The organism is Chryseotalea sanaruensis (assembly GCF_003990915.1).
Lineage (GTDB): Bacteria > Bacteroidota > Bacteroidia > Cytophagales > Cyclobacteriaceae > Chryseotalea > Chryseotalea sanaruensis.
Genome location: NZ_BHXQ01000005.1, coordinates 69894 through 81788, shown reverse-complemented (window position 1 = coordinate 81788; position 11895 = coordinate 69894). Strand labels below are relative to the sequence as shown.

Sequence of the window (11895 nt, the reverse complement as noted above, 5' to 3'; positions counted from 1 at the left end):
CCTTACTATAAAGGGTTTTGGGTACGAAAACAACTTTAACTAACGTTGGGATTTATACCAACTTACCATTTTCATGATACCCTGCTGAGTTGAGTAAACTGGTAAAAACCCTGTTTGCCTGACCTTATTTGCCGAATGTAACGTTTGCGTGTTAAGTTTTTTTATTCTTGCCGTAGATATGGGCAGGTTCTTGCCAGTAATTTTTATTGCCAGATCAAATGGAAGGCCGCATGCAATGGCTACAAATCTTGGAAGTGTAAATCTGATTTTCTTTTCTAGCGCTTCGGCTATTGTTTCGCCAATCTGTCTTGAGGTTAGCTGAGGTTCATCTGCATAGTTATAAATATGAACACCCGCACCTAGTTTATTTGCTAAGAAAAGCGTAGCGCTCACGAGATTTTCTACATAGGCAATAGATTTGATATTAGCTGCTTTACCAATGTGAAAGTAAAACCCAGAGTTAACCTGACTTATTAGGTTATACATATTAGCTCTATTGTTAGCCCCGAAAACAAGTGCTGGTCTTAAAATTAAAACCTTTCTTGATGCATCCTCCTGAGCCCATTTTATCAATACCTTCTCGCCAGCCAATTTAGATGCACCATAAGGGGAGTCGGGTTGTGGCTCCAATTGCTCGGTGGACATTTGCTCAGTAGTGCCATAAACAGCTACTGTCGAGTAGAATATGATCTCCTTAATCCCATACTTTGATGCAGCCTTACAGATCACTTCTGTACCTGCTTCGTTTGTGTCAAAATACTCATCATGCCCAATACCAAAATCATGATGTTTGGCTGCTAATGAAATAATTTTTTCAATTTTATTTTCACTCAAAACTCTCTCTACATCCTCCTGCTTTCTAATATCTCCCTGATAGAAAGTTGCCGAATGATTAAATTCCGGCTTATGAAGGTCAAGATTAATCAGCTTATCATTTGAAATTACATTATGAAAGTGACCGCCAATAAACCCTGAACCACCTGTTAATAGTATCATACCCTTAATTAATTTCTTCTTAATAAAACTTTATACACATAAGTCAATAAACCTTTTGGTAAGAATCGAGTTGGTATTCGTAGAAAGATCGCTTTTAAAAATTGAATTTTCGTAATAAATTTCAATTGGTGTATTTTTCTAAAATACGAAATCTCATGTGTGGCGTATTTTAATCCATGCCTCTTGCCAATCATGTTGTTACCTACTCTAGCCATTACAAGCGGTGTCTGAATATTGTAAAATTTCGCCCCCATCAGAAGCATTCTCACCCAAAGAAAATAGTCTTCAAAATATGGCATAGGGGTGTAATTTCCAGCCTCAATAACCCTTCTCTTTCGAAAAACCACTGTCATATGATTCATCGGATTCCTCATCTTTGCAGCAGCATATATTTCGTTAGGGTGTTCTGGAACTAGTTTAAGAATCGAACTATCACCAGGTTTGTTCATAAATTCTTCCGTTGAAGATCCTACAACATCAATCTCTGGATGATCACTCAGATATGCTATTTGTTTCTCGAATCTGTCTGGTGAGGAAATATCGTCAGCATCCATCCTGGCTACCAGCTCATTTTTGCACTCTACAAGGCCTTTTGCGAGTGCCACTCCGAGTCCATAATTTTTTTCTAAGCTTACTGTTTTTAGCAAGTTAGGATTATCTCGAGAAAAAAAATCTATTACATTATCTAGCTCCTTTGTTAGAGGTCCATCTTTAACTAAAACTATCTCTGTTGGTGGCAACTTCTGCTTAGCCAAACTATCCAAACTATCTCTTAGAAAATCCGGTGCTTCCATACGGTACACCGGAATTAAAACAGAAAAATATGGGGGATTACGTCTGGTGGTTTCTGACATATTTTATAAACAATATCGAGTGAACAAACGAAAATAAGGCGACACCGTGGAATCTGTTAAAATATGATTCTGTTAAGGACGCGATTACAAAAAATATAATAAAGCAAACATATAGCCAGTTATTCTTGCGTATTGCCTGAATCAACATCCAACCAAAAGCAACCATAATCGCTAGGGTTCCAACAATGCCAAATTCAATTAAATAAAAAATCAGTTGATTGTGTGAGGTTAGTCCTTCACGGTGGAGACCTGTATACCCAGCATTTGAATATTGCTGCAACAATTTTTGTCTTTCTGAGCCTGTTCCATTTCCCCAGATTACATTGTTTTGAATTACATTAAACGCATTTCTCCATATAGCGAATCGAACAATTAATCCATTATTCTGTGAAGTCACTTCAGGATTTGTGCTTTTCTCAACTGCTTCATTAACATCCAGAATATAGGACCGGTTTGGTTTATCATGAATTTTGCTCAATGCAATCACACCCCATACTATGGCTACAGAACACACAACTCCAATAACAACATACAATTTGTTATTCTTGGCAACTATTCTGCTAAACGAATACAAAAATACCATAGATAGATACAAGGATATTAAAATTCTACCATTCAATAGTATTATCACCAATCCGATGAAAATTAAAATGACCCACTTAAAGATTGGTTTGTCACTAAAAACTACCAATGATACCATTCCTGCAAGAAAACCCGCCATCGACAAATACAGTGGGTGTGCATTGAAAAATCCATTTGATAATTCGGTATAAAAGAAAAATTCGCTTTGAATTCCCCAAGGATGGGAGGCGTAAAAATAATTATAAACAGCAGTCCCTAATGAGAGAATGTATGCACTGATGACAACAAGGCAAGCAAATCTTGCGATGGTCAAAAGATTCTCTTTTGACAAAGGTACAAATGTGACGACTATTGGTAGCACAAGAAAGAGTGCAAATCGTTCTATTTCCTTCAACCCTGCAGTATAATCCGGAGATCTAATAAGCCATAAACATGGTATCCAAAACAAGGTTGTTACAATCGCCAAATCCATTAGCTGCTGTTTTGATACTTTTGCCTTAACTAGATAAGCATATAACGAGACTAAGAATACTCCCGTAACAGTAATTATAATTTTCCCTGAGGTTACACCGAAGGCAAGTGTGCCAAAAGCAATCGATACTATCGCATGACCTCTTTTTGTTACGATGTGACTAATAAAATTACGCATTCCTGTCATTGATCTACACTAACTGCTTATACTCATAAAAATATTTTTTTGCCAGAATCTCGCCTGTAAACGATCCTAAATACTTATTATTAATTGCCTTAGCGAACTTATCTTTATTTAAAATTATCTTATTCAGAGCTATCTCTAAGGACTCGATTACCTCTAAAGTAAAAAATGTCACTTCATCTTCAGTAAATAACTCCCTAAAGGTAGGGATGTCTGAGCAAACACAAGGAATACTAAAACTGGCAGCCTCAAGCAAAGTGAGCCCGAAACCTTCGGACCTTGAGGGCATAATGAATACATCAAAGAAACTAAAGTAGGCGCAAGCGTTATTTTTAAAGCCAAAAAAGTGACATCTATCTTGTATATTAAGTTCATTGCTAAGTGCCTTCAGATTCAGCAATTCGCGACCATCACCAATTACAACAAGAGCAAGATCTTCTCTTTTTCCAAGTAGGTTTAAAATTTGATCTACACCTTTTATTCTAGTTAATACACATACAACACCTAACACAGTTTTACCCTTACTTCTTAGTTCATCTATCAAGTCCTTTTCTGAATCCAATACTGGTTCAATAGATTCGCTATGTAATTTCGAAATCCCGTTATGAATAAAGCCGATAGGTGTTTTAGTCCATGGTTTATAATATAAAGTCATATCCTGATTAATACAAATCAGTTTATCAGCTCTTTTCCAAATCGATATCCATAAACGCCCAAAAATTAATGAAACAACTCTATTGTATGTGTGAAGTAAATCTTCAAATACATAGTTATGGATTGTAACAAGATGTCTTCTTATGGAATGCCTTTTTCGAAAAGCTATAAAGTCAGGCTTAATTCCATTAGTATGCACAACATCATACTCCTCAAAATTTATACTGTTCGAGTACTGTAAAATTTTGCAATTCATATGTAGACCTTCTTTATCTGAGAGTGTAACCACTGTGAACTCAATTGGCAGACAAAGTTTTACAGATTCATTAATGATGGTTTGCATAACCTTGATAGGGCCACGGTTAGCGAGGGAGGGTACGATGACTGCAATCTTAAGTTCTTTCATCATGCTTCAAATACGTGATTGCGTTTAGAGATCCCAAAAAAACACACACAAGGACAGACATAAAAACATGGCCTGCAGTAATAGATTGTAGTAAAAGAATAATATTTGTAATAAATAATCCTCTGAAGTAAATAAAAAGATCGGTACCCCGTTGCGGGTTTAATTTATAGGACCGAATGGTGTTTTTGATAAACCACCAATAAATTATAAAAAGACCAATTATACCATAGTAAAAGAAAATTTCAAACGGATCCATTTCTGCTCGAAATGGAATTTTATTTAAGAACTCTCCCGGGCTATATCCAAATAAATAATTAAAAAAATTAAAATTTTGATATGAGAATTCTAACCCCTGCAGAAGATGCTCATCTCGTCTTGAGAGCATAAATGTAATCCAGCTCTCCCCCTTAAATTGGTCCACAAACGTGAGGTAGCGGTCCCAGAAATTGATTTTAGTTAGTACAATCAGACCTACCCCTAGTCCAAGCGGAAATAAAAATGCTAGAAAAGCCAACTTGGAAAATACTTTTTTCGGCAATTTGCTCTTTACATTTCCATACACTGGTAAAATAAGAACTATTATTAAAAGTCCTATTAAGGTTGCTTTAGTATTTAAAAGATACGCTAGAAAAAAAAAGTGAATAAAATAGAGAAGGAATATTTTCCATCCCTTTTCATACTTTTCAGAAAGAATAAAAGCTGCCAGTATCAAGGTTACTGTTGCTATATCATTTCCAGCATTAAAAAAGCCTCTGGTTCCTATGCCAAAAGATCTCTGCTCATTCCCAAATCCAAGCGCTCCCAAGAGAAGATTAATCGAAATCAGGTAAAAACTTACCCAGATAAATCTTGAAAAAAAATTTATGCCAATTTTCTTTTTATCAACCAAATATTTAAAATAATAAAACGATGTGAACAGCAGTAGCAACCTTAATATATCTGCAAAGCTTGCTAGAAAAGATTCTATACTTTTAAAATAGAAAACACCAATTATCGTTGATGTGGAAAGGGTTATAAAAAGTACAAGTATCTGTACTGTCTTTCGCGAAGGAACCGAAACCAAATAAAGTACAAAAAGGATTAGTAGAAAAATCTTATGAAGAGGAGAGATAGATAATTGAAAATGAGTGAATGATAACCAAATAAGGGTTTCGGAAAAAATAATATAGGTAATATTGAAGTTAATAAACAGCCTTAAAACGAGTTCATAAGGAACATTTATAATGTTTATAGAGTCATCACTACTTGACTTTATCATTTTTTTTAAAAAGCTAGATTTTCTACTGTTTCAACCTCATGTGTCATTCTTTGACTCCACGTCCATAGTCTTTCCTCCTCTGTTTTCAACAGATTTTTCTTTAGGTTAGTAAATCTCTCATGATTGTGCAGAATTTCTAAAACATCCTGTCCAATTTTTGTATAGTCCTGTTGATGTAAATCTTGTCCGCTGATATCATAAATTAATCCATTGTAGTTGTGTTGGATCCAACTTCCAGTATCACCATTATTTATGGTAATTATTAATTTATTGGCTCGAATTGCCTCCAATAATGGATTGCCAACATTAGATATTCTGTCCATGGAAAAGAAATAGTCTGCACAAGCCTGATAATACTTTACATCTGTATTGGGGATTGAACCGAGAAACCTAACAGAGTCCTGCAGTCCTAACTCCTCTATTAGTTCTTTCAAATTTTGTTCTTCCGCCCCTGATCCCACAATGGAATACAACAAGTTTGTATATCCTCCTCTTTTAACCACCTCATTTATTATTCTTATGCTTCTGTCAACTCTCTTTTGAGGAACTAGCCTACATATTGAAATAAAATGAACTTTTGAATCTTGAAAGAACTGTTGTTTTACAGCTTGAAGTTTATTGTCCTCTAAAGTAAAGGGCTCGACACCATTTACGAGAAAAAGTTTGCGTGGCGTTTTATTCCCTAACTTATTCAACAAGTCAATTCCCTGTGTGCCGTCATTCGTCATTATACACAAATCTGCTTTTGTCTTTAATCCAGAAAAATAAGCCCAGTTAGTTATTTTTCTAAAAATTTGTCCCTTACGCGCCCACTCTCCTGCATACACGCCTTGGAACCTAATCACAAATTTTGACTTGCGTCCTATGCCCAAGTATCGCAAAAGTCTTAAGGCCATTATTCCGTACAATTCATATCCATAAATGATATCAAAGTCATACTTCAGAAGAAGTTTTAAAGACCTGAATCTCAATAATTGAATTAGTAGAAAATTACGAATCCTAAATACAATCGCTTTCCAAATGAAATTATTCCACATCTCGTCCAAAAAAGCAAGAGGCACATTAAACCGATAGATAGTTACACCCTTTGGGTTGATTACGGGTTCATAAAAATAATCACCAAAACGCGATTTATCGCGTCCTACTATGTAATGCACTTCCCAATTATGCTCAGCATACGCTTCGGGGGTCTTTCGGATAACCTGAATCGATTTCTCTTTAAAATCAATTCCAGAAACAAAAAGAATTTTCTTCTTACTAAAAAGTTTACTCATTTATTTCTTCTAAATCTTCCCCAAATTTTAAACATCCAATCATCACTTTTATAATCTAAGTGGGATTTAGGAGGGGCGGCCATCATGGCATCAAACTCTGCTTCACTGAAGTCAAGTTTTTTAAGCACATACTCCTTTTCCGATCTTAAAACTTCAGGCTTGTAAATCGGCTCGTTCAGTTCTCTAATAGCGTCTTCACGTGTTATTTCATTATTCCGAATCAAGGAAGATAAGTGGGGCCTTCTTTTATCAATTTTAAATTTAACCGGCAATACATAAGCCTGATAAAATTTAGTAAAGACTGATTCATAATGTTTCCCCCCATAATACTCCCATCCATATTCCTGTTGAAGAAATTTCATAATCTCCAACTTTCTATAGTTGATCATGTTTAAAGGCTCTACAAACTCGCCACCTAACCCAAACATTTTAATCAGCTGAAACTGCCATGATCTAATAATAGGGAAGCTTTTTATTTTTCTTGTTCCAAACTTAGATTGTATATCTTTTATGTTTTGGTAGTCAAATTTTCGCCAAGCCCAGGATGGAGGCATTCCATATTCTGTTCTATAATTAGTTCCTGAGAGAACATATTTTATTTTATGCTGTCGTCTGATTTTAAACATAGTTGCAACAATCGCCTGATCGGTTAACAGTTCAATATCAAGCACACCTGCTTTAAAAAATGAGCGCTGAAGATCCTTAAACTCAGGCCAATCAATAACATACGTTTCCAAATGAAAACCACATTTTTCTATTATTTTTTTAATATTGGAAACGGCAAGTTCTGAGTTCCATCCATTATCGAAATGAACAATAAGAGGATTCAGGCCAAGGCTATGAGCCAAATGCATCAAGTAGCTGCTGTCCACCCCACCGCTTACACCAAGAATTGAATCATATTCCCCCTTCTGTTCCTGTTTAATTTTAGCAACAAGATTTGTAAGATTCTCTTTCTCTTGTTCGGGAGAAAAAATGAATTTATCAATGTTATTACTCACCTCTCTACAGTAGTTACAAACACCTTCTGCATCAAAAACAATATCTTTATCTGTTGTGTCTAAAACACAATTCTTACAGATCTGATATTCTAATAAATTTTCCATAATATTAAATGTTTGCAAACATACTGATTTTAAGGCATTTACGGTAATTCTTATGTAATGGAGCTATTGCACTCTAAGTCTTCCTGTTTTTTTGAAATTTTCCCCTTCAACCATTATACAATATAGCCCTGGATTAACAGTGTCAGGAAGTAACAACTGAAGCGAATTGTTATACTCAATGCTAAATGTTTTGGCAAAGATCTCTACACCATTTAAATCAATTATAGAAATCCTTACATCACCTAAAAGATTCTCATTGAGTATAACATCTAAATACCCACTCGTTGGGTTTGGAAAGTACTGAAGATCTTCACTTCCCACTATTAGGAATTTCTTTTGTTTAAGCAAATATTTATAATTAAGGTGATCTCCATTAATAGTTAAATCATAAATACCTGCTGGGCTGAAAAGATCTGAACTTGTGGATACTTCTGGCGACACATTTGAATTATCAACTGTGTCGTTGTAAGCAAAACCTTCAAACTTAAGTTGAAAAATGGGGTCAGTTTCTCCAACTTTTCTTTTGGGGTTCAACACCTCGACTAACAGATCCCTTTTATTGATAATGAAATAAATAGTGTCGATTAATGGTGCATACACTGAATCGCCCAATTGCTTAACCACAAGTTTTCCGTTACCTGCTCCTTTTATATTTAAATTATTATTTTCAATTGTCACAATATTGTCTAAGCTTATAACCTCAGTAGGGAGGCCCGAGCTTACCGTTATTGGTAGGATGTCGAAAATATCACCGTACTGAGCTTCTAGGTGGGTCGATGACAAACGTTGCCGTTGGCGATTATCACCAACGAAAAAAAAGCCCGTGAGATTAGTCTGGAAGTGAATAGAGTTGTTGGTTGACTCTGATACATCTACACTACTTTGATTCCAGCCATCTTTGGAATATTGGTAGACAGCCATATAAACTGAGCTGAAGGTTGCATTCTTATTTAGATTCTCCCAATAAAATTGAACATCATACTCTTCCATGCTTGATTGTAGTGGGTTGATACGCCAAACAAGATTTACGGATGAAAGAAATTGATCCAAAGTGTCAATTGAAGTGATACTAAATTTGAAAGTTCCTGCACTTGATGTAAACAGGATAGGATTGTAAGAAAAGTTGGTTCCTATCGGTATGACTTCTTCACCAGCACCTTTCGTTAACTCAAACCTCGAGGTGTCATTAGTTACTAAGTAACTAACAGCATTAGCATTTTTTAAAGATTTTGCACCTAAAATACTGTTGTTCAAGATGATTTTCCCATTACCGAATTGAATAGAGTCCACTGTGGAACGAACTCTATTAATAAAAATCTGTGACTCGGCAATTAACTTTCCAGGTGGGTAATCTCCAGGGAATTCAAGTTTAGTTACAACCAAACTATCGGTAGTTGACTTAAGCCGTAGTGATGCATTAGCAGTGTACCGTAAAGAGCTGTCTCCAAAAAGATTGGCATTTAGAAAAGTGGCTGAATTCTTGATAAGTGTGTTTTGTGATAATTGATACACACCTCCACTAAAAACAACATTGTTCAACTCTCTAGCGTTAACTCTAACAGAATCCCCGGGGCTGCTTTCCATTAACAATTTACTTTGAGATTTGGCCGAAAGAATGTTAGGTGTGTCTTTGGTTTTTAACACAAGTGTTGCAAAGTTATTTAAGTTTACAAAAGCCGTTAAGTAGCCATTTGATTCGATACTTAAAAGCGTAGAATCTTTTTCATTTCCAATTGTGAGAGTTGTTTTTTCTCCCTCAAAAGAAAGACTGTCGTTGCTTGTTAGGAATATTCTTGGCCGAGTAATGTTAAAATTTTGAAAATCATAATTAAAACCAAGTGGAGGCAGACCATCTTCACCATTTTCATCTGTGCTCCATGAACTTAGTAAAGATGGAGATTGATCATCATTCAAGTAAAATTCGGTTTGGGATGTAGTCTTAAAAGCTCCAATTGTCCAAACATCATTGTGGAGTCCATAATTATTCAAAAAACCTGATGAAATCCATAAACTTTCTCCTGTGGCCCATACCAATGGAGCATGTCTAGGCAACCACGAATTTGCAGATTTCAATTCCTTCCAATTCCTTCCATCTTCAGAATACCAAACATCATTACGATTTCCATAATATGGGTCAGAAATGTCTTGGTATCGCCAACCGCCCATTACCCATAATTTATTGTCAAAAACCATTGAGCCTGGCCAAAGTCTTCCAATCCATTCAGCTTCATCTGTTTCAATCTCCCAATTAACTCCATCAACGGATGACCAAACGTCATTAAAATACTTATCCTCATCAGTGAAGTAGTAAGTACCGCCACCAAACATCCATAGTTTGTTTTTAAAGGAGAAAAAGGAAGCAAACAATCTACTTTCCCAAGGTGTGTTTTGTTGAATAGTAATCCAATTAATACCATCTGAGGATTTATGCACTGCGTTCCCATCCAACACAAAGATTTCATTATTAAGAATAGCGGCCCTGGAATGATACGTAAATGGAAGATTCTCTGCTACTTTAGTCCATGTTACCCCATCATTTGAGAAGTACGCATTACCGTCAAATGCCCACATTTTATCTTGAAAGACAACGAATGCAGAATATGGATAATATGGAGCCTGGTCATTCTTCTTAATCCAGTTTCTTCCATCCTCTGAACACCATACATCAGATATAGCTGCGCTTTCTCCACCTCCCCCGAGCCAACCTTCTAAAATCCAAAATTTATTATTAAAGAATAAAGCACCATTGGGTGATGAATCTCTACCTTGAAATTGACTGAAGGTCGATGTTCTTTTCCACAATCCCCTTGAAATATTTTGTTTACCTGGTGTACCGGTATCTGTATTAAACCATGCCAAGGAATTATTAAATTCCAGAAGAGCATGCGTCTCATACCAATATGGACGAGAATACACTGTAACAGAGTCAGAATCATTTTCATTAATCAGGTTTCTTAAAACGAATTTGTTTACATTCTGACTAGCAAACCATGGAGCATGCAAATTGTTAATATCCGATGTTTTGTTTTTACCCGACAACCATATAAATAAATGCTCTCCTGACGGAAGTTTCAATTCCGGCAAAAAATATTCGGTCGTTTCATTATTAAGTTTTAAAGAGTAGTTAGAAATGAGGATGCTGTCTGACGAATTATTTTTTAACTCAATCCATCCATTTCCAAAATCACCATCATCATCAGAAAAAAACCATTCTTCGTAAGCAATTTCTGTAAGTCGTAATGTCTGTGCTAAGGCAGCATTTACTCCCGTGCAGGTCAATAGAGAAAAAAACAAAATCTTACATTTAATCTTCATCACTTTTGGGCTTCTGTCACCATTAAATGTTTTAACCAACAATTTCTTTTAATTCGTTATAGGAGGGATATGAAATCAGAACCGCACGATGCGGTCCTTGAAAAACAAATATACTGCCTGCGGCAGCGCCTGATACTTTTGTCTGTTCAACTGCATCTTTAATATTCTTCAGACTTGAGATACCTCCGCATATAATCAAGGGCACAGGAAGTTGACTGTTAATTCTAGCTACAATGGGGAGATCAAGGCCTAGGTAAGTGCCATCTCTATCAACATTATTTAAAAAAATTTCGCCAGCACCTTCATTCACCAGCTCTTGTATATATTTTTCTGGATCCTTATTGGTTATTTTTCTTGCTACGTGATCGTACACTTTATAGTGCCCCCAAAAGTCTTTCTTAATATCTACCGCTGCAATAATTGTAGAGCTGCCAAAATGAGTTGAGGCTTCCTTAATGAATGCTGGTTGCTTTATTGCAAAAGCATTTATTACAACTTTCTCCACACCAAGCCTAAGTATTTTTCTGATTTGATCGATTGTAGTAACACCTCCTCCATAAGCGAATGGCATAAAACATTCGGAAGCCAAATCTTTTATCAAATCATAATTAGGATCTCGCTTTTGTCGGGAAGCTTCAATGTCTAAAAATATAAGTTCATCGACTTCTTTTTCATTAAAGATTTTAACTGCATTAATGGGATCTCCTACATATTTTGGGTTAGCAAATTTTATGGTTTTCACAAGCCCACCATCTTTAAGTAGCAGACATGGGATAATTCTTGTTTTTAACATTA

General features: G+C 35.7%; 9 protein-coding genes. All 9 read right to left on the bottom strand.

All coding sequences use genetic code 11. The features are described from left to right. Window positions 1-39: 39 nt before the first annotated feature. The 9 genes from SanaruYs_RS13590 to SanaruYs_RS13550 all read right to left on the bottom strand — a co-directional run bounded on the left by SanaruYs_RS13590 (window position 40) and on the right by SanaruYs_RS13550 (window position 11893). On the bottom strand, window positions 40-996 hold the full coding sequence (locus tag SanaruYs_RS13590) for an NAD-dependent epimerase/dehydratase family protein (RefSeq protein WP_127123130.1): 957 nt from the start codon (window positions 994-996) through the stop codon (window positions 40-42). 8 nt (window positions 997-1004) lie between these two features. Then, window positions 1005-1850, bottom strand: coding sequence for a glycosyltransferase (locus tag SanaruYs_RS13585; RefSeq protein ID WP_127123129.1), 846 nt, complete (start codon window positions 1848-1850; stop codon window positions 1005-1007). Beyond that, complete coding sequence (locus tag SanaruYs_RS13580; RefSeq protein ID WP_160118664.1) at window positions 1828-3081, bottom strand: O-antigen ligase family protein; 1254 nt, start codon at window positions 3079-3081, stop codon at window positions 1828-1830. The genes SanaruYs_RS13585 and SanaruYs_RS13580 overlap by 23 nt, the downstream gene beginning before the upstream one ends. 13 nt (window positions 3082-3094) lie before the next feature. Beyond that, window positions 3095-4150: a glycosyltransferase gene (locus tag SanaruYs_RS13575; RefSeq protein ID WP_127123127.1), complete on the bottom strand. Its 1056-nt coding sequence runs from the start codon at window positions 4148-4150 to the stop codon at window positions 3095-3097. Beyond that, window positions 4134-5036 (bottom strand): hypothetical protein, encoded by a 903-nt coding sequence (locus SanaruYs_RS13570; RefSeq protein WP_127123126.1) that lies wholly within the window; start codon window positions 5034-5036, stop codon window positions 4134-4136. The genes SanaruYs_RS13575 and SanaruYs_RS13570 overlap by 17 nt, the downstream gene beginning before the upstream one ends. A gap of 374 nt (window positions 5037-5410) precedes the next feature. Beyond that, window positions 5411-6679, bottom strand: coding sequence for a glycosyltransferase family 4 protein (locus tag SanaruYs_RS13565; RefSeq protein ID WP_127123125.1), 1269 nt, complete (start codon window positions 6677-6679; stop codon window positions 5411-5413). Further along, window positions 6676-7785, bottom strand: a complete 1110-nt coding sequence (locus SanaruYs_RS13560; protein ID WP_127123124.1) for an N-acetyl sugar amidotransferase — start codon at window positions 7783-7785, stop codon at window positions 6676-6678. Before SanaruYs_RS13560 ends, SanaruYs_RS13565 begins: the two co-directional genes overlap by 4 nt. Before the next feature lie 63 nt (window positions 7786-7848). After that, window positions 7849-11100, bottom strand: a complete 3252-nt coding sequence (locus SanaruYs_RS13555; RefSeq protein WP_127123123.1) for a T9SS type A sorting domain-containing protein — start codon at window positions 11098-11100, stop codon at window positions 7849-7851. Window positions 11101-11131: 31 nt separating this feature from the next. Next, window positions 11132-11893: an AglZ/HisF2 family acetamidino modification protein gene (locus SanaruYs_RS13550; protein WP_127123122.1), complete on the bottom strand. Its 762-nt coding sequence runs from the start codon at window positions 11891-11893 to the stop codon at window positions 11132-11134. Window positions 11894-11895: the final 2 nt, after the last annotated feature.

Bases quoted from the DNA above. Each gene is read 5' to 3' on its own strand.
- SanaruYs_RS13590 (WP_127123130.1), bottom strand. From the start codon at position 996: ATGATACTATTAACAGGTGGTTCAGGGTTTATTGGCGGTCACTTTCAT.
- SanaruYs_RS13585 (WP_127123129.1), bottom strand. From the start codon at position 1,850: ATGTCAGAAACCACCAGACGTAATCCCCCATATTTTTCTGTTTTAATT.
- SanaruYs_RS13580 (WP_160118664.1), bottom strand. From the start codon at position 3,081: ATGCGTAATTTTATTAGTCACATCGTAACAAAAAGAGGTCATGCGATA.
- SanaruYs_RS13575 (WP_127123127.1), bottom strand. From the start codon at position 4,150: ATGATGAAAGAACTTAAGATTGCAGTCATCGTACCCTCCCTCGCTAAC.
- SanaruYs_RS13565 (WP_127123125.1), bottom strand. From the start codon at position 6,679: ATGAGTAAACTTTTTAGTAAGAAGAAAATTCTTTTTGTTTCTGGAATT.
- SanaruYs_RS13560 (WP_127123124.1), bottom strand. From the start codon at position 7,785: ATGGAAAATTTATTAGAATATCAGATCTGTAAGAATTGTGTTTTAGAC.
- SanaruYs_RS13555 (WP_127123123.1), bottom strand. From the start codon at position 11,100: ATGAAGATTAAATGTAAGATTTTGTTTTTTTCTCTATTGACCTGCACG.
- SanaruYs_RS13550 (WP_127123122.1), bottom strand. From the start codon at position 11,893: ATGTTAAAAACAAGAATTATCCCATGTCTGCTACTTAAAGATGGTGGG.